Source organism: Pseudomonas soli (genome assembly GCF_021283165.2).
In the GTDB taxonomy this organism is placed as follows: Bacteria; Pseudomonadota; Gammaproteobacteria; order Pseudomonadales; family Pseudomonadaceae; genus Aquipseudomonas; species Aquipseudomonas soli.
The window spans coordinates 1483732-1507438 of sequence record NZ_CP128543.1 but is presented as its reverse complement, the minus strand read 5'-3'; the positions used below and the strand labels follow the sequence as shown (position 1 = coordinate 1507438).

At 58.5% G+C, this 23707-nt stretch carries 25 protein-coding genes and 1 pseudogene; 22 read left to right on the top strand and 4 right to left on the bottom strand.

The window, feature by feature from the left end; genetic code table 11:
• Nucleotides 1–78 precede the first annotated feature (78 nt).
• From LU688_RS07055 to LU688_RS07040, 4 genes are read right to left on the bottom strand one after another with little or no spacing between them, the layout of a single operon-like run.
• Nucleotides 79–1041, bottom strand: coding sequence for an SdiA-regulated domain-containing protein (locus LU688_RS07055; protein ID WP_028692954.1), 963 nt, complete (start codon nt 1039–1041; stop codon nt 79–81).
• Between the two features lie 45 nt (nt 1042–1086).
• On the bottom strand, nt 1087–1440 hold the full coding sequence (locus LU688_RS07050) for a TraR/DksA family transcriptional regulator (protein WP_028692953.1): 354 nt from the start codon (nt 1438–1440) through the stop codon (nt 1087–1089).
• 5 nt (nt 1441–1445) lie between these two features.
• Nucleotides 1446–2297, bottom strand: coding sequence for a universal stress protein (locus LU688_RS07045; protein WP_028692952.1), 852 nt, complete (start codon nt 2295–2297; stop codon nt 1446–1448).
• 14 nt (nt 2298–2311) lie between these two features.
• Nucleotides 2312–3799 carry a SulP family inorganic anion transporter gene (locus LU688_RS07040; RefSeq protein WP_028692951.1) on the bottom strand — a complete coding sequence of 496 codons (1488 nt, stop codon included), beginning with the start codon at nt 3797–3799 and terminating at the stop codon, nt 2312–2314.
• A 448-nt stretch (nt 3800–4247) separates the two neighbouring features.
• Between LU688_RS07040 and umuC the strand changes: the two are divergent.
• The 22 genes and pseudogenes from umuC to LU688_RS06930 form a co-directional block, all read left to right on the top strand.
• A pseudogene (umuC, locus tag LU688_RS07035) lies at nt 4248–5415 on the top strand (translesion error-prone DNA polymerase V subunit UmuC); the annotation flags it as partial.
• A 133-nt stretch (nt 5416–5548) separates the two neighbouring features.
• Complete coding sequence (locus tag LU688_RS07030) at nt 5549–6655, top strand: SEC-C domain-containing protein (RefSeq protein WP_023628656.1); 1107 nt, start codon at nt 5549–5551, stop codon at nt 6653–6655.
• Nucleotides 6656–6918: 263 nt separating this feature from the next.
• A complete protein-coding gene (locus tag LU688_RS07025; protein WP_028690565.1) occupies nt 6919–7614 on the top strand; it encodes a hypothetical protein in 696 nt (231 codons plus the stop codon).
• A 10-nt stretch (nt 7615–7624) separates the two neighbouring features.
• Nucleotides 7625–8383: a TIGR03759 family integrating conjugative element protein gene (locus LU688_RS07020; RefSeq protein ID WP_023628657.1), complete on the top strand. Its 759-nt coding sequence runs from the start codon at nt 7625–7627 to the stop codon at nt 8381–8383.
• Nucleotides 8368–8928, top strand: a complete 561-nt coding sequence (locus LU688_RS07015) for a lysozyme family protein (RefSeq protein WP_023628658.1) — start codon at nt 8368–8370, stop codon at nt 8926–8928. The genes LU688_RS07020 and LU688_RS07015 overlap by 16 nt, the downstream gene beginning before the upstream one ends.
• A complete protein-coding gene (locus LU688_RS07010) occupies nt 8925–9455 on the top strand; it encodes an integrating conjugative element protein (RefSeq protein ID WP_051555665.1) in 531 nt (176 codons plus the stop codon). Before LU688_RS07015 ends, LU688_RS07010 begins: the two co-directional genes overlap by 4 nt.
• 83 nt (nt 9456–9538) lie before the next feature.
• Nucleotides 9539–9709: a hypothetical protein gene (locus LU688_RS07005; RefSeq protein ID WP_152955717.1), complete on the top strand. Its 171-nt coding sequence runs from the start codon at nt 9539–9541 to the stop codon at nt 9707–9709.
• Nucleotide 9710: 1 nt separating this feature from the next.
• Nucleotides 9711–11927 (top strand): type IV conjugative transfer system coupling protein TraD, encoded by a 2217-nt coding sequence (gene traD / locus LU688_RS07000; RefSeq protein ID WP_028690567.1) that lies wholly within the window; start codon nt 9711–9713, stop codon nt 11925–11927.
• Between the two features lie 10 nt (nt 11928–11937).
• Nucleotides 11938–12687, top strand: a complete 750-nt coding sequence (locus LU688_RS06995) for a TIGR03747 family integrating conjugative element membrane protein (RefSeq protein ID WP_023628661.1) — start codon at nt 11938–11940, stop codon at nt 12685–12687.
• An 11-nt stretch (nt 12688–12698) separates the two neighbouring features.
• A complete protein-coding gene (locus tag LU688_RS06990; RefSeq protein WP_023628662.1) occupies nt 12699–14168 on the top strand; it encodes a UvrD-helicase domain-containing protein in 1470 nt (489 codons plus the stop codon).
• An 18-nt stretch (nt 14169–14186) separates the two neighbouring features.
• A complete protein-coding gene (locus LU688_RS06985) occupies nt 14187–14495 on the top strand; it encodes a DUF4177 domain-containing protein (protein WP_023628663.1) in 309 nt (102 codons plus the stop codon).
• Nucleotides 14496–14998: 503 nt separating this feature from the next.
• Entirely contained in the window at nt 14999–15316 is a 318-nt protein-coding gene (locus LU688_RS06980; RefSeq protein WP_232888110.1) for an integrative conjugative element protein, RAQPRD family, read from the top strand.
• 2 nt (nt 15317–15318) lie between these two features.
• Nucleotides 15319–15552, top strand: a complete 234-nt coding sequence (locus LU688_RS06975) for a TIGR03758 family integrating conjugative element protein (RefSeq protein WP_371040110.1) — start codon at nt 15319–15321, stop codon at nt 15550–15552.
• Between the two features lie 66 nt (nt 15553–15618).
• The gene (locus tag LU688_RS06970) at nt 15619–15918 is read left to right on the top strand and encodes a TIGR03745 family integrating conjugative element membrane protein (RefSeq protein ID WP_230852930.1); all 300 of its coding nucleotides are present in this window, start codon (nt 15619–15621) and stop codon (nt 15916–15918) included.
• A gap of 13 nt (nt 15919–15931) precedes the next feature.
• A complete protein-coding gene (locus tag LU688_RS06965) occupies nt 15932–16315 on the top strand; it encodes a TIGR03750 family conjugal transfer protein (RefSeq protein WP_023628668.1) in 384 nt (127 codons plus the stop codon).
• An 8-nt stretch (nt 16316–16323) separates the two neighbouring features.
• Nucleotides 16324–16974, top strand: a complete 651-nt coding sequence (locus tag LU688_RS06960) for a PFL_4703 family integrating conjugative element protein (RefSeq protein ID WP_023628669.1) — start codon at nt 16324–16326, stop codon at nt 16972–16974.
• Entirely contained in the window at nt 16971–17867 is an 897-nt protein-coding gene (locus LU688_RS06955; protein ID WP_023628670.1) for a TIGR03749 family integrating conjugative element protein, read from the top strand. Before LU688_RS06960 ends, LU688_RS06955 begins: the two co-directional genes overlap by 4 nt.
• Entirely contained in the window at nt 17848–19347 is a 1500-nt protein-coding gene (locus LU688_RS06950) for a TIGR03752 family integrating conjugative element protein (protein WP_023628671.1), read from the top strand. The genes LU688_RS06955 and LU688_RS06950 overlap by 20 nt, the downstream gene beginning before the upstream one ends.
• The gene (locus tag LU688_RS06945; RefSeq protein WP_023628672.1) at nt 19325–19774 is read left to right on the top strand and encodes a TIGR03751 family conjugal transfer lipoprotein; all 450 of its coding nucleotides are present in this window, start codon (nt 19325–19327) and stop codon (nt 19772–19774) included. Before LU688_RS06950 ends, LU688_RS06945 begins: the two co-directional genes overlap by 23 nt.
• The gene (locus tag LU688_RS06940; protein WP_371858383.1) at nt 19774–22767 is read left to right on the top strand and encodes a conjugative transfer ATPase; all 2994 of its coding nucleotides are present in this window, start codon (nt 19774–19776) and stop codon (nt 22765–22767) included. Before LU688_RS06945 ends, LU688_RS06940 begins: the two co-directional genes overlap by 1 nt.
• A complete protein-coding gene (locus tag LU688_RS06935; protein ID WP_023628673.1) occupies nt 22764–23069 on the top strand; it encodes a hypothetical protein in 306 nt (101 codons plus the stop codon). The genes LU688_RS06940 and LU688_RS06935 overlap by 4 nt, the downstream gene beginning before the upstream one ends.
• Nucleotides 23062–23706 carry a DsbA family protein gene (locus tag LU688_RS06930; RefSeq protein ID WP_052062247.1) on the top strand — a complete coding sequence of 215 codons (645 nt, stop codon included), beginning with the start codon at nt 23062–23064 and terminating at the stop codon, nt 23704–23706. Before LU688_RS06935 ends, LU688_RS06930 begins: the two co-directional genes overlap by 8 nt.
• The last annotated feature ends 1 nt before the right edge of the window (nt 23707 follow it).

Sequence of the window (23707 nt, the reverse complement as noted above, 5' to 3'; positions counted from 1 at the left end):
GAACCCGCAGAATTCGTAAAAATCGCACGCTAACAGTTCAAGCGTCCCGGCCACGCCTGACTGTAGCTTGTTGACTGGTCAGTCTGTCTCGCGGGTAAAGCGATAGAACAAGTTCGGCTCGCTGACCACGTACAAATACCCTTCATCGTCGATGGTTACGCCTTCGGCTTGGGGTATGCCTTTCAGCAAACCAGCAAACCCCCTCGCCAAGGAGCGGAAACTCACCACCTTGCCCTCATCGGTGATTTCAATCAGCAGTTTCGACTCGTCGCTGAGCAATATCAGGTGGCCACTCTGTTGATCGAAGACGACCGAAGACAAGTCAGTGGCAAATACCTTGTCCTTTACCAAGTTGGACAGGTCGCGCACGTGCAGGGAAAAACCTCCTGCCAGGCTGGCACGAAGGCCGCCCACTTCCAGCAATTGGCGAGGGTCACGCTCCTTGGTCACAAACAAGCGATCACCTTTCAGGTCGTAGGCGAGCCCTTCAAGGCCTTTGTTGTCCGCCTTGCCAAGTGCCAAGGTCAGAGCTGGATACTGGTCTCGGCTCAATGAGCGACCGGGAGAAAGCTTACTGCCTTCGGCGAGGGGGACATCCACGATAACAAGGCTCTGCCGGCGCTCCTCGGCGATTACCAGTTGGCCGTTGCCGGCATAGGACACCGCCTCCACATCGTGGAAACCGTCCAGGCTATAGCGCCTTTCCACGTCACCGTCACGACTGAGGGCCAATAGTTCGTTTGGGCCGTTGGTAACCGCCCATAGCAGGTTCAGGTCAGGGTCGAAGGTCAGGCCCGAAAGGTTGTTGTCCACACCGGGAACCGGCTTAGCATCGAGCTCAACCCGATAGTCAGGCAGCCACACAGAGCGCTCCTGCCAATCGTCGGTGTGCCAGTGGGTCTTGATCCAGAAGTACAACCGATCATCAAGGTGATGGGTGCGGACTTGGAATACGGTAAGCAATACAAAGCACAGCAGTGCCCACATCCAGGCACTTGTTTTCTGTGTTCGGCCCAACCAGTTTTTAGCCATCAAATACATTAGAAGCCTCGTTAATTGGGACTGACGTCACGAGCTGTCATGGTTTCAATCCGACTCGGCGCGGCTCGCACAGGTGATGCACAACGGCGTGGCCGGATCGAATTCCAGGCGGCCCGAGGCGATCAACTCGCCGCATTGGTTACACCAGCCATACTCGCCCTCGTGCCAACGCTTGAGGGCCAGCTGGAGGCGGACGCGTTCATGCTGCGCCCGACTGCGGATGGCATCGTTCATCGCTTGCTGCTGGAGTGCGTCCATCCTCGACAGACGCCCTACCTTGCTTTGATCCAACTCCACCGATTGCGAGCGAGACTCAGCGTCTTCCAGCAACCGATCCAGCTCGGCAGCCCGCTGTTCCAGTAGGGTCTTGAAATGGGCAAGATCGAGGGCGTCGTCCATGGCCGTTAGCGCAGCAGCAACAGTGGGCCAGTGGTGGTGCGCAGCATGCTGGTCGTGGTGCTGCCGACCAGAAACTGACGGATGCGCGAATGACCGTAGGCCCCCATCACCAGCAGGTCGATGCCGTGCTCTTTCTGATAGGCGTGCAAGGTAGGCTCTATCTCGCCGTTCAGGGTCTCGGCGCGAACAGTGAATCCGACGTTGAGCAGCACTTTCTGCGCCCAGTCCAGCTGCGCGGACGATTCGTCGTTCACTGGCCCAACCATCACCAGGTGGATCGGCAGCCCCTTCAGCAGGGGGCTGGCCGCCAGCATCTCCACACCCTTGCGGGTAGTAGCGCTGCCATCGAAGGCCAGCATCGCGCTCTCGGGCTTTTGGAAGTTGGCCGGGGTGACCAGGATTGGCCGGTGCATGATACGAATCACGCTCTCCAGCTGGCTTCCGACATGCTGACTCAGACCGCCGCTAGACTCGCCTTGGCGACCGATGACCAATAGGCGCGTTTCGCTTTCCAGCTCTTGCAGGTTTTCCAGCAGATCGCCATGACGTTGCTTGGACTCCGGCGCGGTCACACCATCCGTCATGGCCCGCTCTTTCGCGGCCGTTAACATGATCCGCCCCTGCTCCAGGGCCAACTTACCGCGCTGTTCATCCAGGGAAGCAAGCTCATCGAGCAGATGCTCGCGGCTGCCAAGGCCGATATTGCCACTCAAGTCGGCCGCAACAGGGTACTGGCGCTGATCCAGCACATGCAAGAAGGTCAGCGGGGCTTCCAGGCTCAGACTGGCCCAGGCTGCGTAGTCGCACACAGCTGGAGCCGAGGTGGAACCGTCGATACAGGCAATTACTTGGGTCATCGTTGTTCTCCTTCTCAGTGGCCCATGAGTTGATCAATGGCGTCGGGTTTATCGTGAACTCCGAATCGATCCACGATAGTGGCGCTCGCTTCGTTGAGACCTAACACTTCAACTTCGGTGCCTTCGCGGCGGAACTTGATAACCACCTTGTCCAGGGCAGCAACTGCGGTGATATCCCAGAAGTGGGCGCGATTCAGGTCGATGGTTACCTTGTTCAGGGCTTCTTTGAAGTCGAAGGCCGCGACGAACTTGTCTGCCGAGCTGAAGAACACCTGGCCAGTGACGTTATAGCTACGATGCTCGCCGGATTCGTCCAGCGAAGAACTGATCGCCATGTAATGGCCAACCTTGTTGGCGAAGAACATCGCGGCCAGCAGCACGCCGGCCAACACGCCGAAGGCAAGGTTGTGGGTGGCCACCACGACCACAACGGTGACGACCATGACAATGTTGGTCGACAACGGGTGCTTCTTCAGGTTGCGCAGCGAATCCCAACTGAAGGTGCCGATGGACACCATGATCATCACTGCCACCAGCGCAGCCATCGGGATCTGCTTCAGCCAGTCGCCGAGGAACACCACCATCAGCAGCAGGAATACACCTGCGGCCAGGGAGGACAGACGAGAACGACCGCCGGATTTCACGTTGATGATCGACTGACCAATCATCGCGCAGCCGGCCATACCGCCGATCAGACCCGAAGCAATGTTGGCCACGCCCTGGCCCTTGCACTCGCGGTTCTTGTCGCTGGGGGTGTCGGTCAGGTCGTCGACAATAGTCGCGGTCATCATCGACTCCAGCAGACCGACCACGGCCAGCGCTGCCGAGTAAGGGAAGATGATGGCCAACGTCTCGAACGTCAGCGGCACGTCAGGCCAGAGAAAGATTGGCAGCGTATCCGGCAGTTCCCCCATATCACCGACCGTGCGGATATCCAGCCCAACCGACATGGCGACTGCGGTCAGCACGATGATGCACACCAGTGGCGATGGGATGAGCTTGCCGATCCTGGGGATATAGGGAAATAGGTAGATGATGCCGAGGCCTGCGGCTGTCATGGCGTAGACGTGCCAGGTGACATTGGTCAGCTCGGGCAGCTGAGCCATGAAAATCAGGATCGCCAGTGCATTGACGAAGCCGGTCACCACCGAGCGCGAAACGAAGCGCATCAGCGAGCCGAGCTTCAGGTAGCCAGCACCAATTTGCAACACGCCACACAGCAGCGTGGCGGCCAGCAGATATTCAAGACCATGGTTCTTGACCAGGGTCACCATCAGCAGTGCCATGGCCCCTGTCGCGGCTGAAATCATGCCTGGGCGGCCACCGACAAAGGCGATCACCACGGCGATACAGAATGAGGCGTAGAGACCAACTTTGGGGTCGACGCCCGCAATGATAGAGAAAGCGATGGCTTCAGGGATCAGCGCAAGTGCGACGACGATCCCCGCGAGCACGTCGCCACGGACGTTGGAAAACCACGTTTGTTTGAGTGTTTGTAGCATCAGAATATCCAAAGCAATGCACCGCACGCATGCCAGGAAAATGGCGAGCGCGTCGATACGAATTCAAATTGTGAGGATTATTTTGCTGTGCGCTTTGGGTGTAAGAACCGGGCATACAGCAGTACGCAGCCGCCAGCGAAACTGGCGGAGGCGAGGTTGTTGCGAGGGGGCGTAGCGCTAAGGCGGCGTAGGCTGCCAGTAGAGCGTTTGGAGTACAGTCATGCTGGTGTTCCTGTAGCTCAAGGGGTATGCGGAGCCAAAAGTATACAGTGAAGCTATCGTCGATTGCGATCCGCCGCCCTGCTTTGCGAAGCCACGTCTGAAATAGGCTTAGTCGAGGAGTATCGCCATCAGGAACGAAGGAAAATAATCAAAAAAATGTTAGGGAGTTAATTTGCTTATAAATCAATATCTTACACTCAACTAACTGTTAGGGTCATTCAGATATAACGACGGCTGTGTAATCGCCAGGTCATACGACGCCAAGCCGTACGTGAAGATGGGCGAGCCCTATTTCCAGGCCAAGGAGAAGTTGCGGCGGCATGGCATCGTGGCATTTTCGTCCAACTATGCGCTGTATGGCGACATGAGCGAGCGGGTTATGTCGCTGATCGAATCGATGGTGCCTGCGGCCGAGGTCTACTCGATCGATAAAATGCTTCGCTGATCTCACTGGCGTGCAGGGGAGTCTGACCCAATTCGGCCGGGAGGTACGCGCCAAGGTGCTGCGCTGCACTGGCATCCCTGTCGGTGTGGGGATCGCCCGAACCAAGACTCTGGCGAAGCTCGCCAACCACACCGCGAAGCGGCTGCAGGCGCATACGGGTGGGGTGGTCGACATCACTGATGATTTCAAGCGCGACTGGGTACTGCGCAACACTGAGGTGAAAGAGGTCTGGGGCATTGGCCGGCGGATGACGGCACACCTCGAGGCGATGGGCATCTGCAGGGCCATGGACCTAGCGAAGGCAGATCCGCGGATGCTGCGTGACAAGTTCAGCGTGGTGGTGGAAAAGACAGCGCGCGAGCTCGCCGGCACGCCGTGCCTCGAACTGGATGAGGCTGATCCGCCGAAGAAGGAGATCTGCTGCAGCCGGATGTTCGGTAAGAAAATGACCGAACTGACACCAATCAAGCAGGCGGTAGCGACCTATGCAGCGCGAGCAGCCGAAAAGCTGCGCGCCCAGGGATCGGTGTGCAAGCGCATGCGAGTGTCGATCCGCACAGGCATGTTCAATCCCAACGAACTGCATTTGGCGAAAGGGGCGCTGGTTGAACTGCCTTACCCCACGAGCGACACTCTATTGCTCACGCGGGCAGCGACTGAGGCTGTGGAGAAGGTCTACCAGGACGGGTACCGCTACAGCAAAGCCGAGGTGCTGCTGCTCGATCTACGGCAACCAGGTGAATTCACTGACGATCTGTTCGCGTCAACGCAGCCAGTTGCCTGCGATCGCCTGATGTCGGTTATGGATGGCATAAACCTTCGGTACGGCAAAGGCACACTGAGGTCTGCCAACGTCCCCCGAAGCCCAGAGTGGGGTATGCGTCGAGAGCTCTTGAGCCAGTCGTTCACAACAAGGTTGGATGAGCTGTGGCGGGTTTACTGTAAGTGAATAACTAGTTAAGGTCTGGGAGAGCACACGCGCATACTTAATTGGCATTGCCAACTGGATAAATTAGCATCCAGTGTATATGCTCTCAAAAAATTCATCACCAACACGGCATACTAGATCAATAAGGAATTCCATGAAACTTCCAGGGCGAAATGAACGTTGCTGGTGCAAATCTGGGAAGAAGTTTAAACACTGCCACCTAGACATTGATCGCCAACCACCTGTAGCAGCACACACTGTCTTGCAAACCCTTGGCTCTTTCAAGAAAAATAAAAAATGTAGCGTACCGCAATCATTGCAGCACGAGTGCTCAGGCGGGATAATAAATGCCCACACCGTCTCAAAAAGCTCATCTCTGAAGGCGATAGCTAGAAACGGGCACGTATTAAAAATATCGATAGAACTAAAAGTTAATATCCCGCCAAAAATAAAATTGAGCGAGGTGGGTATAAATAGCGCCTCGACTTTTACAGGCTTCTGTGCCAGCCATGATAAAAAATTATTCTCAACAATCGAAGACCAACCGTTCAAGCCTGTACCATCACACTGCTTCCTGATTATGTACAGAGGCATTTCCAGAGAGATCTTCAGCAAAGAGTACGCCTCAAAAACCTTTGATTTCATGAGGATCCTAGACAGGGGAAAGAGCCTGGCTGAACAGGTCGTAATCCAGAATGCATCAGCCTTACTCGGGAATAATAACTCCTTAACAACAAGCGACCTAAAACACATAAAATCAAAGCTAGACACTATGTTAGTCACGGGCGACTACAGCGACTTAAACTACGCCGTATTCACACTTGAATCCCCACCACCGATAATGGGAAGTGCTATAGTTGGCCCGACATTCGACTTTGATGGATATGAAGCCCAGAAGATAACAAGCATTCCTGGCGACATGCCGGACTACATGACCATTAATTCATTCGCTAGTGACGGCAAAGGCTTCATTGTTTTATCCTGGCTTTCAGAACACTCTTTGACCTGCAACAAACTGATAAGACAATTCTTGGACAAGAAACTAACAGCCGACAGCCTGGCGGCCTTTATGGTGTTACTAATAGAGAACTTCTACATTTCACCAAGCTGGTGGGAATCACTGGATAACGGCACACAAGCCCTGATAAAAAATATGTACTCGCAAGGTGTAGAAACCCACACCGATGGCAACTCGATAAACATCGACCGCCCACTGCACTTCCCTGCAATAATAAATGTATCAATGAACCCCACGCTTTAGATCCAGCCATCATAAACTGAGCAGATGGAACCCGCGGCTGCCAGGACTTTGAAGGATCGGCGTATTCCATGATGCTCATTGTGAGCGCACGAGGGCGGCAGAGGGCGCTGGACTGTACGAGGGGCTTTTCAGTCCCGGCGCTCGCCAACAGAGGGTTTGCCCTTCGACATCGATCGAGAAATTCCACGCCGGCGGGCTAAGTATTTTCTGCTGAATCAGGATCATGGTTGCGCGAGGGTGTACTCGGCTTCGAGAGGACACCCATGAAACTGCCGATCCGAAAACACCTGCCCCTTGCTATGGGCCTGCTCATCCTGGGCGCCATCATCGCGTTCCAGCAGTACCAGCTGTCGACTCTGTCTCGCGCCGTGAATGGAGCAGCAGAAAAAGTCTCGATCGATGCACTCCAGAACAGGGTGAGCGCGATCGACGATCGGCTCGACAATGTGTCAGGCAAACCCCTGGTCACGATGGAAGACTTCCGTATAAGCCAGCAAGCGCTCTCGAGCCGGATCGATGCTGTGCAGGCCACAGCATCGCAGGCCCACGAGGCTGCAGCTGAAGCCACTCGCTCTTCCGCGACTGCGGGCGATCTCCTAGTACTGAAAGCCGACCTTGAGTCGCTCGACGGCAAACTGCAGAAAATGAGCAAGCCTCAGGCTCAGGCGACTGCACCAGCCCCCAAAACCTCCTCCAAACCGAAGGCGAAGCCCGCACCGGTTAAAGCCCCACCAATCCCGCAAGATCCTCCGCCCTTTCAGATGGTCGGCCTCGAATACCGAGGCGGAGAGCGTTTCCTGTCTGTTGCCCCCACTGGTAGCACGCGGCTGAGCCAGATCTACCTGATTCGGCCTGGCGAAGTGGTCAGCGGCAGCAACTGGCGCCTCAGGGCTGTAGATGAACGGACCGCAACCTTCGACGCCGGCGGAACAACCCGAACCCTGAGCATCCAGCCATGAGTAAAGCACCATGAATCTACCGATCGTTCGAGCCATCGCCTGCGCCTGCGCGTTTACCGCAATTGGCATTGAGGCCGCGCCGCTTCCTTCCGCCGCTGGAGGGGCCGCCTCCAGTGTTCAACAGCTCACCAGCGAAAGCACCCTGTCCCAGAACAAGCTCGATGATAGAGCCGCGCAGGAGTGGGGACTGACCCCCAAGGAGTACGAACGATATCAAGAGGTAATGCAGGGACCCCGGGGGGTGTATTCGCCAGGGCTTGACCCTCTCACCGCGCTGGGAATCGAGGCCCGATCAGAGAGCGAACGACGCCGGTTCGCCGAGCTGCAGGTCCAAGCAGAGCGCCAACGAGTCGATCGGGAGCTCGCCTACCAGCGAGCCTACGACGAGGCGTACCAGCGCATGTTCCCAGGCATCAAAGCCATTGAGATTTCGACCACCCCTTCGGGCCAGGCCGGATCCGGGAGCGGCCCAGCTCTGGAGGGCAACGGGCGCATGGCACTCTTCGTCAAAGACGACTGCCTACCCTGTATCAACCAGGTCAAACGGCTGCAGGCGTCACAGACGCCGTTTGATCTGTATTTCGTCGGCAGCCAGCAAGACGATGAAAGGATCCGCCGCTGGGCAATTCTCGCGGGTATTGACCCGTCCAGCGTTAAAAGCCGTCTGATCACACTGAATCATGACCAGGGCCGCTGGGTTCGCCTCGGGCTCGGTGGCTCGCTGCCAGCCGCCGTAACACAGGTGAATGGATCATGGCGTCGTCAGTGAGCGGGTGGCGGCTCTACGTTCTGTCGGTGGTTCTGCTCGCCGGCAACGCATGGGGTGTAGAAGATCCGCCAGCAGCTTACAAGGCGATCGGCATCAGACACGGGGTCCCGCCCGTTGTGCTCTATTCGGTGGCACTGCAGGAAAGCGGGACGCGATTGCGCGGGCAGCTTGTGCCGTGGCCCTGGACGTTGAATGTTGCCGGAACCGGCTACCGCTTCGCCACACGAGCAGACGCTTGCCAAGCTCTGATGATAGCGATTGTTAAGGCTGGACCCGCTCGAGTCGACGTGGGGCTGGGACAAACAAATATTCGCTTCAACGGGCATCGCTACCGCTATCCCTGCGAAGGCCTGGATCCATACAAGAACCTGGCGGTGACCGCTCAGATCCTGGCTGAACAAAAGGCTAAGGGTGGAACCTGGATCGATGCTGCGGGGCGGTATCACCGCCCTGCCGGGGGGGCGCCGGCCGCGAAGTACCGTAGCTATTTCACGAAACATCTTAGCCGGGTCACCGGCATCAAATTCGAGGTAGTGACCCCATGACATATCCCCACGCCCGGCGATCACACGCCGTGCAGGCCCTGGCCCTCGCGATCGTGAGCAGCCTGGCTCTGCCCTGCAATGCTGATCAGCAAGCGGTGCTCACCGTGGTGGAGGACCGTGGCGGCTCATCCGCACTGTCCTACTACCAAGACATTGATCCCGAGCCTACGCACACCACCCCAGTTGTGACTGGCGTCCGGGCGGGCGGGGCATTTCCGGTGTCGACTCCAGAACTGAGCCCCGGCCCAGTACATGGACGAGTGATCAACGCAGCAGGTCTGCAGCCGATGTTCATCGTTGGGGATGATCCAACGTCGCAGGCCTGGCTCAAGCAGAAGCTGTCGGCACTTCAAGGCCTGCAGGCAGTAGGCCTTGCTGTGAATGTCAGCAACGCTGCACGACTGCAAGAGATCCGCCGCTGGGCACCTGGGTTGCAGGTGATGCCTGTACCTGCCAGCGATATTGCTGGTCGCCTGGGGCTGCAGCACTACCCGGTGCTGATCACAGCTACAACCCTTCAGCAGTGAGAACCGGGATGCGCCCAACACGACTATCGCCAGTGTTCACACTGATCATCAGCCATCCCCTACACCGGCCCGGCCGGGAGCAAATGATTGAGCAGGTTCGCCATGTGAGCGAGCTGTACGGTGCTCGCTTGACAGGAATCTCCGAGCTCAACGAACACGCATTCGCCCAGCGCCTGGCCGAACGGCTGACACCGGACCAGGTTGAGCAAGCGCGTGCGGAAGTCGACGCCATGACATACACCGCGAGGACCTGAGATGGCGACATACACCCTTGAATCTCTGCTCCGGCCGCCGGTAGAGCTTTTCACTACTGCGGTCTGCTATGTGGCAGCTTCGCTTTGCATTTGCGCGCCCTGGGCTTTTGCGCTGACCCCACTATTTGGAATTGTCGCCGCGCTGGGTTTTATCTACCTGGGCACCATTCGGCTGCTGCAGGCGCGGAGGGTCCTAAGGTATCAGGCGAACCTCAGGCGACTTCCCCACTACACCATGACCAGCGCTGAAATGCCGATCAGCAACGAGCGCCTGTTCATCGGACGCGGGTTCCGGTGGACTCAGAAGCACACACAGCGCCTGGCCGACACCTACCTCCCTCAGTTCGCGGCATACGTCGAACCGACGAACCTTTATGAACGGGCGCGCTGGCTGGAGGAACGCCTAGAGTTCGCCCCCTTCCCACTGAAACTGATCACAAAACTCACTGGTTGGGATTCCAACTGGAACCCCGCTCGGCCTCTCCCACCAGTGGGTGGCCTGCCCAGATTGCACGGGATCGAACCAGATGAGCAGAATGTCAGTCTCCCTCTGGGTGAGCGCGTGGGCCACACACTGGTCCTGGGCACCACACGGGTAGGCAAGACTCGCCTGGCGGAAGTGTTCATCACCCAGGACATTCGCCGAACGCATCGCCGCGGGCCGCGAGTCCGCATGGGGCGACGGAGCCAAACCTCCCATCGATGGAGCCGGCGCCGGCGAGTAGAGGAACAGGCCGACCACGAGGTCGTGATCGTTTTCGATCCGAAGGGCGATGCCGACCTGCTCAAGCGCATGTACGTCGAGTGCAAGCGCGCCGGGCGCCTCGACGAGTTCTACGTGTTTCATCTGGGATGGCCGGATATCTCCGCTCGCTACAACGCCATCGGCCGCTTCGGCCGAATCAGCGAGGTGGCCACTCGCATCGCTGGTCAGCTCTCCGGCGAGGGTAACTCTGCAGCATTTCGGGAGTTCGCTTGGCGGTTCGTCAATATCATCGCCCAGTCGCTTGTCGCGCTCGGCCGTCGCCCTGACTACGAGCAGATCCGCCGGCACGTCATCAATATCGACGAGCTGTTCATTGAGTACGCACAGAAGTACTTCGCTGAACATGATCCGAAGGCCTGGCAAACCATTGTCGAGCTTGAAGGCAAGATCGATCGCAAGAACCTGTCTTTCGCCATGAAAGACCGCCCGCTGCGCGTGGTGGCCATCGACATGTACCTGACCCAGAAGCGCATCAACGATTCGGTTATGGATGGCCTGCGCAGCGCTGTCCGCTACGACAAGACCTATTTCGACAAGATCGTCGCATCGTTGCTGCCACTCCTGGAAAAGCTCACCACTGGGCGTATCGCTGAACTGCTTGCCCCCGACTACCTGGACCTCGCCGATGAGCGTCCCATCTTCGACTGGATGCAAGTGATCCGAAAACGCGCCGTGGTATATGTTGGCCTCGATGCACTATCCGACACCGAAGTCAGTGCGGCCGTGGGCAACTCGATGTTCAGTGACTTGGTCTCTGTTGCAGGCCACATTTACAAGCACGGCATCGACGACGGCCTGCCGGGGCATATGGCTGGGGGCAAGGTACGCATCAACCTCCACGCTGACGAGTTCAACGAGCTCATCGGGGACGAATTCATCCCGATGGTGAATAAGGCCGGTGGTGCCGGCATCCAGGTCACCGCCTACACCCAGACGATGAGTGACATCGAAGCGAAGATCGGCTCGAAGGCGAAAGCCGGCCAGGTGATCGGTAACTTCAACAACCTATTCATGTTGCGTGTTCGAGAAACCGCGACCGCTGAGCTGCTGACCAACCAGCTACCAAAAGTGCAGATCTACAACAGCACGCCGGCGAGCAGCGCGAACGACTCGGTCAACGGCAAAACCGCGTTCACCTCAAGCTCGCACGACCAGGTGCAGCTGGCGAGTGTGCCGATGATTGAGCCGGCCCACGTGGTGGGACTGCCGAAGGGACAGGCCTTCGCGCTCATCGAAGGTGGGAATCTGTGGAAAATCCGCATGCCGCTCCCCGCGAACGACCCAGATGAGGTCATGCCCGGCAACCTGCAGGAGCTGGCCGCCGGCATGCGGCGATCGGCAGCGTCCTCGAACGATTGGTGGGAAGCCCCTGGCTATCAAGAGCTGAAATCAGCTTTGCCCGAAGACCTGGTTGAAGATTTCCGCCAGGTGGCCACCGATGATGCAGCTTGAGGTGTAGCCAATGGCAGATGACGTATCAAAGAAGGCCGAACAGCAGCAAGAGCGACAGGAATCGCTGTTCAGCAAGATCTTCTGGTTCCCGATTACCTTCATCGGCGTAATGTTCAGCTCGCTGTTCCTCGCCATCGTGGTCGACTGGGTATGCCTGTACTTCTTCTGGCCAGAGGCCGGGTGGCGGCACGGTCAGCAAATGCTGGTCAGCGAGGTCGGCTGGTTGTCCAAGGGGCTGGTCCATAGCGCTGTCGTCCAAGAACCCGGGCGCACCGCGACCTGGCTGGTCACTGAAGCTTACGACTGGCTGGTCGTGAAGACCGGGATGCTTAGCTGGGTCCAGAGCATGGAGTCGATCGCTCAAGCCGGTCCCCGTAACGAGCTGGACATGCGCTATTGGGCCGCGCAGAGCGTCACAACGGTACAGAACTATGCCCTGGCTGCCCTCTTTACCGTCCTGGTGTTTTGCGTCCGCCTGGTCGTGCTGCTGATGACGGTACCGCTTTTTGCCATGGCTGCACTCACAGGCCTGGTCGACGGGCTGGTGCGGCGAGACCTCCGTAAATTTGGTGCCGGCCGAGAGTCCAGCTACCTGTACCACAAGGCCCGGGCAACGATGTTGCCGTTGGCCATTTTCCCCTGGACTTTCTACTTGGCGCTCCCGATCAGCATCAGCCCACTGCTGGTACTACTCCCCTGCGCTGCCTTACTCGGGGTGTCCGTGAGCATTACGGCCGCGAGCTTCAAGAAGTATTTGTGAGGAAGAGAACGATGCAATGGACACACGAGCAGTCGCCAATCATCCAGTCGGAAGCCCCGAAACTCCTTATCCAGGCCGGCGCTGGCAGTGGCAAGACCACAACGCTGGTGGGCTACGCGCAACACCACACCCGTCTGCGGATTCTCTATCTCTGTTACAACAAGTCGGTCGAGATCGCCGCGCGTGGCCGATTTCCGCGCAACGTGGTGAACAAAACTGCGCACGGCCTGGCCTACGCCGTCTATGGCACACAGTTCAGCCATAAGCAGACCAACAACTTGCGACTGACCGATATCGCCCGAGCGCTTGATACGCAGGACTGGGAGCTGGTCAGGGACGTGCTAACCACCCTCAACAACTATATGGCCAGCGCCGACGACCTGATCGAGCGCTGCCACTTTCCACGGTTCCGTGACCGCCCGATGCTTACCTCCGCCCAGGAGCGCTACCTGAACCAGGCGCTGGTAGCAGCGATGAGCATCTGGAAGCGCATGACTGACCTGCAGGACACAGCGGTGCAGATCACGCATGACGGATACCTGAAGCTGTACCAGTTGAGCAAACCCGACCTGAGCCAGCGCTTCGACTGTGTCCTGCTCGATGAGGGACAGGACGTAAACCCCGTCATCGCTGACATTGTGCGCATTCAGCGTATTCGCAAGGTGGCCGTGGGTGATCGTCATCAGCAGATCTATCGCTTTCGAGGGGCGGAAGACGCTCTAAATGCCAGCTGGATGGCCGGGGCGGAGAAGCACTACCTGACCCAGAGCTTCAGATTTGGGCCTGCAGTCGCCCATGTCGCCAACATCATCCTGTCCTACAAGGGAGAAACCAGGAAGCTGCAGGGACTGGGCGAGAAGACATTGGTGAAGAAGGCGTTGCCGGCCGGGCTGCCGCACAGGACATACATTCATCGGACCGTTATCGGGGTGATTGAAAACGCACTGTGCCTGGTCACCGAGAAGCCCAAAATCTACTGGGTTGGCGGCATTGACAGCTATTCAGTACGCGACCTCGAGGATCTGTTCTATTTCAGTCGCCAACAGCGCGATCTGGTCCAGAACAAAAAGCTGCTCCGTGACTACCGAGACTATGGCCAGTACGTGGAAATCGCCGAGGTTAGCCAGGACAGCGAGATGATCCGGTCCATCAAGATCATCAACATGTATCCGGATCTGCCTCAGCGAATCTTGGCCCTGCGCTCATGCACCGTGGACCAAGAGCTGGATGCAACTATCACCCTCACCTCTGCCCACAAGTCGAAAGGCCTGGAGTGGGACTTCGTCGGGCTCTTCGACGACTTCACGTCGGACCCGCTCTCACCTGACATCGATCCAGGTCGACGAGATGATGAGTTGAACCTCCTGTACGTTGCCGTCACCCGGGCGATGAAGATCCTCGCCATCAACAGTCTGGTGCTGTCCATCATGGAACGCTACGTGGACGCTCTCGCCCCAGGAGCGCGTCAAGCGCGCGGCTGATTAAATAAAGGAGTCACTATGAGCAAGAAATTCGAACACCGCGCTGACTATGTCGCTATTCCATTCAAAAACGCGACTAGCGGCGCTTGGATATTTAAGAGCACAGAACAGACGCTTGAGCCCGATGTTGCGTCTCTTTTGGCAGAAGAGGAGCAACTGCAGAAGAAGATGCTCGAGCTCGGAGCCCAAGGCTGGGAACTCGTCAGCACCCAGCCAGTGTGCCGGGGCGAGATCAAAGTGGGCAATCAAAATGCCCAGGCCTGGTCCTACGGGTTCCCAATGCCGGTCGGATATCTGCTCTTTTTCAAGCGCGAGTCAGTAGCCTGACCAATCAGGCGCTTTAGGCTTCATGATCATGCCCTGGAAGGAGGGCCAACATGGCGTTGGCCCTCCTGACCATCTCGACCAGCTCCACTGAGCTCACCTCTCGTCGGTGCTGAAGCATCTCGGCGGCCAAAACCGCTTTGTCGTAGCAACCTTCATCTCGGAAACGGGCACCCAGAAAGTCCGATACCCAAGCTTCAAACACCGGCGAGTTGGTGGTTTTCCGCGGCATAAGACTCCCCCACAGATCAGTTTTTCCCGTATGCCTACTCCTTGGCTTAACTTCGGCTCATTGTAATCGGTCTGGGCCGTTCAATCGCCCTACCAAAGTGGATCAATCCACTTCACCAAAGCGTGACCGGCTTAGAGAAAAAATTCTACGGACCTCAGATAAGTATTTCTTGAGGCGCCCCTCCACCTGGTCTCGGCATTCTGACGCCCACAGTCAGTTGCCCCAGAGCCCAGCCGTGAACAAGCCATCCCTCCTCCTTGTATCTCCTCGCCGAATCCTGCTTGGCGCGCTGATCAGCGTCAGCGGCGGCTTTTCACTAATACCGAGCGCTCAGGCGGCCGGTGCATCAGAACAGGCCAACATCGAGGTGATGATCCGGCAGCTGAACGCGCTGGAGGACTCGGCGCGGCGCAGCGCCACGATCGCCAGCGAACCTGGCCAGCGCTACTACTTCGACTATGAACGTCTGGCTGGCGACATCCAGCGCGTTCGCCAGGGCCTGCAAGAATACCTGACCCCAAGTCGCGCACGGCCGCGAGATCCGGCAGAGCTGGCTGGGAAATACACCCTCACCGGCGGGCGGATGCCATGAGCATGAGCGGCACTCAAGTCGCAGCTTTCAACGCTGCAAGCGGGGTCACCCCCCAGGCCAGCACCGTGCTGTTCGTAGGCACCGTCATCGCACTGTCGACCCTGTGGGGTGCCTGGGCGCTGTACAGCATCTACCGGGGCTGGGCGACTCAGAACATCGACAGAAACATTGCAGCCGCGTCGACCGTCAAGGTCATCGTCCTGCTGCTGATCCTCGCCACACTCGTTCTCAGCTAGCCAAGGAGCTAACCGATGTCTATCCGCACCATCACCAAGTCACTCACCGGCGCCGCCGCATTGATTATGGGCCTGCACCCAATCATTGCCGCTGCCGCATTACCAGGAGCACAAGCCCCAACACGCGGCGAGGGAACCAGCTGGCTGCAAACCATCCAGAACTACGGTTACGACGGTTTCATGCTGATCGGTCTCTTCCTGCTCGGAGCCATGATGGTGGGGGTCGCCTCCCATGCCTACGGCGTTTACCACGATATCCATGAGGGCAAGAAAAAGTGGCGAGACCTGGGGCTCACCGCTGTGGTCGGGATCTGCCTGATCGGCGTCGGCATCTTCATGGTCACCAAAGCTACTGGCGTCCTCTAACTGGTGATGCGATATGGCTGAGACCACTTACCTGAAGGATGGAACGCTCGATTTCCTTCCCCACAACCTTAATAGGCAGCCCATCGTCATGGGAGGTCTCACTGCGGATGAAATGTGGGGAACGGTCGGTGCTTGTGGAGGGGCCGGCGTGATTCTGGGCATCCCCGTGTCGTTCTTGTTCGGCAACCCAGCTCTCTTCATCGCTTGCGCTCTTGTAGGTGGAGCTCTGGGCTTGACCGTGGCAAGCCGGATCCTCCGGAAGATGAAACGCGGCCGCCCGGATACATGGTTTTACCGCCAGCTCCAGTTCTACAAGGCTCAACACCTCCCCTTCCTCGGTGGCCCCCAGTTGGTCATCCGGAAGGGAGCGTGGACATGCCGTCGTACAGGAAAGTAGGAATCTTCATGAGTTTTCGAAAACGAGTGGATGCTCAGCAAGCACACATTCTCAGCTTGCGAATCGCGGTAATTGTGCTGGGCGCAGTCAGCCTGTTCGCGTTTTACGGCTGGCACAAAGCCCCCGAAGACCTGACCGTGCATGTGCCGCCGGACCTCCGCTCCGGCAGTACTCGCAAATGGTGGGAGGTGCCACCAGAAAACGTGTATGCCTTCGGGTTCTATATCTTCCAGCAGATGCAGCGCTGGGAGAAGAACGGGGACGACGACTACCAAGACAACATCGAGCGTCTGGCGTCCTACGTGACCCCTGGCTGCAAGGAGTACCTGCAGAAAGACTACGAGATGCGCCGTAACGCCGGTGAGCTGCGCCGCCGTGAACGGAATGTCTCAGAAATCCCGGGCCACGGGTTGACCGACCCTGGCGTGCTACGCGTGGAAGAAATCGGAATCAACGATTGGACAGTCAATCTGGATCTACTCGCTGACGAGTCGGTGAACGGCGAGCGGGTCAAGCGTGCAATGACGCGTTATCCACTGTCCATCGTCCGGGCCGACGTCAATCCAGAGAAAAATCCGTTCGGGTTGATGTGGAACTGCTATGCGTCCAACCCGCAGCGCATCGAGGTTGATCTGCAAGCAGCCGGGGTGAAACCATGAATCTGCGCGCGTGCCTCCTTGTTCTGGGCCTCTCTGCAGTTGCCAATGTGAAAGCGGTAGAGCTGCTGCTGTGGGACCGTATCCCCATGGCAATCCCGCTAATTGTCGGTCAAGAGCGCATTGTGTTCGTCGACCAGAACGTGCGGGTAGGCATGCCTCCGCAGCTTGTTGGCCAACTGCGGGTCCAGAGCACTGGCGGCGCCGTCTACCTGCTGGCCAGCCAAGAAATTCCACCGACCAGGCTGCAACTGCAGAATGTGGCCACTGGCGAGATCATGCTGGTGGATATTGCCGCGACACCAGCGGCAGAGGGCCAAGCCAAGCTCGAACCCGCGAAGATCGTCGCCGGCGCGGCCCCTTCTACCTACTACGGCGATACCACCTCGACGCGAGCTCCGACGAAGCGATCCGCGACGTCGGAGGAGGAGGAGGAGGATGTTCCGCCGGCACCGCGACATGAGACACCTGCGCCGGTGGCCCTGACCCGCTATGCGGCGCAAATGCTGTACGCCCCACTCCGGACCGTTGAGCCTGTCGCCGGCATCAGCCAGGTGCGTGTTGATCGAGCCCTGGACCTCAGCACCTTGTTGCCGGTATTACCGGTGGAAGCATCGGTGCTGGGGGCTTGGCGCCTCGACAACAGCTATGTCACGGCAGTCAAACTCAGAAACCTGAGTGCCCAGCAGTTGACGATGAATGCAACAGAGCTGATGGGCAACTTCTCCACGGCGACATTCCAGCACCCGTACCTCGGAGCTCGTGGAAATGCCAGCGATACCACCACGCTTTACCTGGTCACACAAGGAAAGGGGCTGAAAGAGGCCCTGCTGCCGTCTTCGGTCAGCCAAATTGATCCGAAAGCAGGAGGGCGCCGTGGGCAGTCTGAAAAGTAATCCACTCCTCAAGTACCTGCTCATCCCCGTGCTGATCGGCGCGCTCATCATCGTGTTCAAGGGGGGGAGTAAAAAAGAGGAGCCGAAGGCTCCTGAAGATAAACCGATCATCATCGGAGGCGACACCGCACGCAAGCTAGGGGTGGACGGTGATACTCCGGCCGACACCCTCCGCACGGTGGTCGCTGAAAGTCGGGAGGTGAAAGACCAGATCGCGAAGGTGCTGACCGACAACAAGGAACTGAAGGACCAGAATGCAGAGCTCCAGCTCCGGCTTTCGCGCATAGATCAGAATGTCGACAACAAGCTGAATGATGCGAAGGGCGAGCTGCAGGAGCAGGTGAAGAACCAAAGCGTGGGCCTGTTGGACCAGTTCCAGCGTCAGTTGGATAACCTATCGCAGAACCCAAATGCCGCTGGGCAGGACCTCCCCATTGGGCTCGGAGTGATGCCAGGTGACGGCGCGGGTTTCGACAAAGGGACGAAGTCCAATGGACTCGTATGGGTTGAACCCACCGATGCCACTGCCTTGGACGCTAGCGGTAAACCCCTTCAGCCCGGCTCCGCCCAGACGGCCAGTAGCTTCAATTTTCCCACCAGCTTTGGGAGCACCCTGGACAAAGGCCAAACAGTTCTCAGCGCGACGGCCCAGAACGTCGGCGCTGATTTGTCTCCCCAGGATGCCCGCAAGCAAGTACGCAAAGCCTATACCTTGCCCCAGAACTCGACCTTGATGGGGTCGGTGGCCATGTCGGCGCTCATTGGCCGCGTACCGATCGATGGAACAGTCAATGATCCCTTCCCTTTCAAGGTCCTGATCGGTCCGGACAACCTCACCGCAAACGGCATCGAGATACCTGACGTCGTCGGTGCTGTTGCCAGCGGTACCGCATCAGGCGACTGGACATTGTCCTGCGTGCGCGGGCAAGTCCGGAGCCTGACGTTCGTCTTCGCAGATGGCACGGTCCGATCGTTCCCTGCCCCGGCAGAAGAGGCCAACGGCAGCCAGAACAACAACCAGAACAGCAGCAACGGTAACGGGCAGCCAGCGATCCAGGGCGGACTCGGCTGGATCAGCGACTCCTACGGCATTCCTTGCATCTCCGGCGAGCGCCGATCCAACGCCAAGGAGTACTTGACCAACCAGTCCCTGGTGACGGCCGCGGGCGCCGGCATCGCCAAACTGTTGAAGGCTGATGAGCAAAATAGCTCCACTACCTTCAGCAGCGGAGGAACTTCATTCGGGACCACGGGCTCCTCGGGGAACTCCGCCATGGGCGCGATTCTGACCGGTGGGGTCAGCGACATCCGCTCCTGGATGAACAAGCTCTACGGCGAAGCTTTCGCCGCCGTGTACGTACAGCCCGGGGCGAAGGTCGCCGTCCACTTGGACCAGCAGCTCGCCATCGACTACGAGATCAAAGGCCGCAAGGTCGATTACAACGCCGGAGCCAACCATGTATCCGCAAACCTTGACTAAGCCCCGCCTGCAGGCCGGCGCCTGGCTCGTGCTCGCCCTCATTCTAGGCGGATGCACGACTGACAAAGACGAGCTGCTCCCCCACGGGGAAGCCAACATGATGGACGTGTGGCAACACGGCACGTCTGGCGGGAGCTCTGGCAGTTCCAACAGCAGAATGTTGCTGGATGCGCGCCAAGAGCTGCGCCGACCGCTCGATGAGGCTCAGGTGGCCCGCCAACAGGCAAGTGCTGACGCCTTCAACCGCACGCCCCAGAACGAAATTTACAGCCAGTTCAAGCGCCTCCCGAACCCTGATCTGGTGATGTACGTGTTCCCACACCTGGCTGGTACGGATCCAGTCCCAGTCCCGGGGTACACCACGGTGTTCCCGATGTATCAACGCGTGCAGTACGCCATGCCAGGCGAGCGGACGGAGGAGTACTGATGCAGTTCATAAGCAAATTGCTGGGCAAAGGCCCTGCAACGCCTATCGAGCCCGTGCTCGGCCAGCCGACAACCGATACCGACCTTGTCGACGACTATCCCGCAACAGCCAGTACTGTCATCAACGAAGAAGACCGCCAGGCTGCGAATGACCGGTACATAGCTCGCCTGGAGTCCATGGGCATCCCTTCACCCATCGACTGGCAAAACCCTAAACGTCGGCCGGCGACAAAAACTGACGTGGCGAGGATATACGAGGTCAACCCGTCGTTCGTGGACATGCTGCCATGGGCAGAATACCTGCCCGAGGAAGAGGCCATGCTCCTCGAGGATGGCATTTCCAGGGCGGCGTTTTTCGAGTTGATCCCGATCGGGACCGAGGGACGCTCCGACGACTGGCTTCAACAAGCTCGCGATGCGTTGCAAGGTGTCCTGCAGGACAGTTTCGACGAACTCGAGAGCTCTCACTGGGTAGTGCAGCTTTATGCCCAGGACGAAACGGACTGGACCGACTACCTGCAAAAACTCCAGGCCTACGTCCAGCCCCGGGCTGAGAACACGGATTTCACCAAGCTCTACCTCGCGCTGTTCCGCCACCACCTCGAGTCTATCTCCAAGCCAGGTGGATTGTTCGTCGACACGGCAGTCAGCAACCTCCCGTGGCGTGGTCAGACACGGAAAGTCCGCCTGGTGGTGTATCGCCGAGTAAAGAAACAGGACGTCGTGGTGCGCGGCCAGGAGCCTGCCGCCTACCTCAAAGCGATCTGCGACCGTCTTAAAGGATCCCTGGCCAACGCCGGCGTGACAACCAAACGCATGGATGGCCATGCGATCAAGCGTTGGCTCGTAGGCTGGTTCAATCCACACCCAGATCACCTGGGGTCGACTGAGCGCGATATCCGACGTTTCTACGAAGAGGTGTGCCAGCCAGCCCGCGAGTTGCAAGAGGGTGAGCTGCCGGTGGCGAGCGGCACCGACTTCTCGGAGAACTTGTTCTACAGAGAACCGCGCTCGGATATCGACAGCGGTCTCTGGTCGTTCGACGGCATGCCGCACCGGGTTGTGATGCTGGATCGCCTGAAAAATGCCCCCCTCACTGGGCATCTGACCGGTGAGACCAAGCAGGCCGACTCATTGAACTCGCTGTTCGACCGGCTGCCGGAGGATACCGTGTTGTGCATCACCATGGTGCCGACCCCGCAGGATCTGCTGGAAGGGCATCTCGAACAGCTATCCAGGAAGGCTATCGGGGATACCCAGGCGTCCAGTCACACCCGGGATGACGTTGAAACGGCGCGGTCCCTTCTCGGACGAAAGCACAAGCTCTACCGGGGAAGTGTCGCGTTTTTCCTCCGTGGTCAGAATAAAGCCGTGCTCGAGGAGCGCACGACTAGCTTGTGCAACGTGCTCCTCGGCGCCGGCATGCAACCAGTCCAGTCACAGGACGAGGTAGCTCCTCTAAACAGCTACCTGCGCTGGTTGCCATGCAACTTCGACCCGAATGAAAACCGCGCCTTGGATTGGTACACCCAGCTTATGTTCACCCAGCACATCGCCAATCTGGCTCCAGTCTGGGGGCGCTCCACTGGCACAGGTAACCCGGGCTTCACCCTTTCCAATCGAGGGGGGGCAGCGCTGACCTTCGATCCGCTGAACAAGCTCGACCGACAAATGAACGCGCACTTGTTCTTGTTCGGCCCCACCGGCGCGGGTAAATCTGCCACAGCCAACTACCTGATCATGCAGGCCATTGCGCTCTACCGCCCTCGACTCTTCATCATCGAGGCCGGCAACAGCTTCGGCCTGCTGGGCGATTTCGCCAAGCGGCTTGGCCTGACCGTCAACCGGGTACGGCTCGCTCCGGGTAGCGGCGTGAGCCTCGCCCCGTTCGTCGACGCCGTGCAGCTCGTAAAAAACAAGGACCAGGTCAAGGTCTTGGATGCCTCGGACGTGGATGCATCGGACCAGCACCTGACCGACGCACTGGCGGGGATGGAGGACGAACAGAGGGACATCCTGGGCGAGCTGGAGATCACAGCCCGCCTGATGATCACTGGCGGCGAATCGAAGGAGGATGCGCGACTCACTCGGGCCGACCGCAGTGCCATCCGGCAGTGCATCATCAACGCCGCCGAGCTGTGCGTAAGTAAAAACCGTCCGGTGTTGACTGAAGACATCAGCGCAGCGCTGCAGGCGATGGCCAGCGACGACAAGCTCCCTGAAAGCCGGCGCAACCGGTTCATGGAGATGGCCGAGGCCATGGGGATGTTCACCATGGGCACCGAGGCTGAGATGTTCAACCGTCCTGGTACCGCCTGGCCGGAAGCTGACATCACAATCGTCGACTTGGCCACCTACGCTCGTGAGGGCTATCAAGCCCAGATGGCCATCGCCTACATCTCCCTGCTGAACACCATCAACAACATCGCAGAGCGGGACCAGTTCAAAGGCCGACCACTCATTGCCTTCACCGACGAAGGCCACATCCCATTGAAGGTGCCACTGCTCTCCCCGTATTCGGTGAAGATCACCAAGATGTGGCGAAAACTAGGTGCCTGGTACTGGATGGCAACCCAGAACGTTGACGACATCCCTCCAGAAGCATCCGCCCTGCTGAACATGATCGAGTGGTGGATCTGCTTGAACATGCCGCCTGACGAGGTGGAGAAAATCGCGCGTTTTCGTGAGCTCACGCCGGCGCAGAAGACGATGATGCTCTCGGCACGAAAGGAAAACGGCAAGTTCACCGAGGGCATCGTCCTGGCCAAGCGGATCGAGATGCTGTTCCGTGTGGTGCCACCCAGCCTGTGCCTTGCTCTGGCCATGACCGAGCCAGAAGAAAAGCGGCAGCGTTACGAAACCATGCAGGCGCTCGGCTGCGATGAGCTACACGCAGCACTGCAGGTGGCCGCGGACCTGGACCACAAACGCGGTATCACTCCCTATCCCATCACCTTACCCGAATCAAAGAAGGCCGTGGAGCGCGTGGCATGAGAGTCATGAATACCCTGACCCAGAACATCATTGATAGCCTGACCCAGCTGCTCAAAGAGCCCGGGCACGACACACTCCAGTCATTGTCGGTTTGCGCACCAGTGCTCATTGACGAGCTGCAACAGATCAAAAATAACGCCCTCGATCGTCGCGACATCATTCCGCTGGTTCAGTCCGTGTTGGATGAGTGGCTGAAGGAGCACCCTCAGCCTGACGGAGCCATTCACGATCTACAGGCCGCCCTGCAGAAGCTCGGCCAGCCTGAGGTCCCCCCTCATGCTCGGGGGGATGAGCATGCGTAAGAACAGGCTCAAACTCATCGTGGTCGGCATCATCGCGATCACTGGCCTCGGCGCTGGCTGGCTGCTGGCAAAGAACAACAGCGCACGCCCCGCCGATGAGACCTGGTATTTCGGTCCGTCCAGTGCCCGCTGGGTGATCACGGAGTACGCCGATCTGGAATGCCCATACTGCAGGGCATACACGCCACAACTGAAGCGATGGGTGAGCGAGCAAGAGAACGTGAAGCTCGCTTGGCATCACTTCCCTCTCGATAGTCATGGCCCTGCAGCAGTATCAGAGGCAAGGCTCGTTCAATGCGCGGGTTCATTGGGCGGGGCTTCGGCGTTCTGGGAAGCGATCGACCAGGTCCTGCTGCGCACACGTGGCAATGGCCAGGGGCTCGCTGATGAGTTGGAGGTACCTGGCATCTCTGCAGAAGGTCTTTCCACTTGCGCGAGGACAAGACTGGATATCCGAGCAGCCATTGAACAGCAATTGGCTGTGGCCAAGGGCCGGGGCATTGCCGCTACCCCTACGATCGAGGTCACCGACAGTTTGACGGGGCACAGCATGCGCCTGGAAGGTCCCGTGGATAGCGCCACACTGCTGTCGGTCGTGGATGACCTCGCAGCCCAGGCCACTGCGAGCAAGGAGTAGC

Bases quoted from the DNA above. Each gene is read 5' to 3' on its own strand.
- LU688_RS06945 (WP_023628672.1), top strand. From the start codon at position 19,325: ATGTATCCGCAAACCTTGACTAAGCCCCGCCTGCAGGCCGGCGCCTGG.
- LU688_RS07055 (WP_028692954.1), bottom strand. From the start codon at position 1,041: ATGTATTTGATGGCTAAAAACTGGTTGGGCCGAACACAGAAAACAAGT.
- LU688_RS06955 (WP_023628670.1), top strand. From the start codon at position 16,971: ATGAATCTGCGCGCGTGCCTCCTTGTTCTGGGCCTCTCTGCAGTTGCC.
- LU688_RS06940 (WP_371858383.1), top strand. From the start codon at position 19,774: ATGCAGTTCATAAGCAAATTGCTGGGCAAAGGCCCTGCAACGCCTATC.
- LU688_RS07020 (WP_023628657.1), top strand. From the start codon at position 7,625: ATGAATCTACCGATCGTTCGAGCCATCGCCTGCGCCTGCGCGTTTACC.
- LU688_RS07015 (WP_023628658.1), top strand. From the start codon at position 8,368: ATGGCGTCGTCAGTGAGCGGGTGGCGGCTCTACGTTCTGTCGGTGGTT.
- traD (WP_028690567.1), top strand. From the start codon at position 9,711: ATGGCGACATACACCCTTGAATCTCTGCTCCGGCCGCCGGTAGAGCTT.
- LU688_RS06960 (WP_023628669.1), top strand. From the start codon at position 16,324: ATGAGTTTTCGAAAACGAGTGGATGCTCAGCAAGCACACATTCTCAGC.
- LU688_RS06965 (WP_023628668.1), top strand. From the start codon at position 15,932: ATGGCTGAGACCACTTACCTGAAGGATGGAACGCTCGATTTCCTTCCC.
- LU688_RS06995 (WP_023628661.1), top strand. From the start codon at position 11,938: ATGGCAGATGACGTATCAAAGAAGGCCGAACAGCAGCAAGAGCGACAG.
- LU688_RS07045 (WP_028692952.1), bottom strand. From the start codon at position 2,297: ATGACCCAAGTAATTGCCTGTATCGACGGTTCCACCTCGGCTCCAGCT.
- LU688_RS06930 (WP_052062247.1), top strand. From the start codon at position 23,062: ATGCGTAAGAACAGGCTCAAACTCATCGTGGTCGGCATCATCGCGATC.
- LU688_RS07050 (WP_028692953.1), bottom strand. From the start codon at position 1,440: ATGGACGACGCCCTCGATCTTGCCCATTTCAAGACCCTACTGGAACAG.
- LU688_RS06970 (WP_230852930.1), top strand. From the start codon at position 15,619: ATGGGCCTGCACCCAATCATTGCCGCTGCCGCATTACCAGGAGCACAA.
- LU688_RS06985 (WP_023628663.1), top strand. From the start codon at position 14,187: ATGAGCAAGAAATTCGAACACCGCGCTGACTATGTCGCTATTCCATTC.
- LU688_RS06975 (WP_371040110.1), top strand. From the start codon at position 15,319: ATGAGCGGCACTCAAGTCGCAGCTTTCAACGCTGCAAGCGGGGTCACC.
- LU688_RS07030 (WP_023628656.1), top strand. From the start codon at position 5,549: ATGAAACTTCCAGGGCGAAATGAACGTTGCTGGTGCAAATCTGGGAAG.
- LU688_RS07040 (WP_028692951.1), bottom strand. From the start codon at position 3,799: ATGCTACAAACACTCAAACAAACGTGGTTTTCCAACGTCCGTGGCGAC.
- LU688_RS07005 (WP_152955717.1), top strand. From the start codon at position 9,539: ATGATTGAGCAGGTTCGCCATGTGAGCGAGCTGTACGGTGCTCGCTTG.
- LU688_RS07025 (WP_028690565.1), top strand. From the start codon at position 6,919: ATGAAACTGCCGATCCGAAAACACCTGCCCCTTGCTATGGGCCTGCTC.
- LU688_RS06990 (WP_023628662.1), top strand. From the start codon at position 12,699: ATGCAATGGACACACGAGCAGTCGCCAATCATCCAGTCGGAAGCCCCG.
- LU688_RS06935 (WP_023628673.1), top strand. From the start codon at position 22,764: ATGAGAGTCATGAATACCCTGACCCAGAACATCATTGATAGCCTGACC.
- LU688_RS07010 (WP_051555665.1), top strand. From the start codon at position 8,925: ATGACATATCCCCACGCCCGGCGATCACACGCCGTGCAGGCCCTGGCC.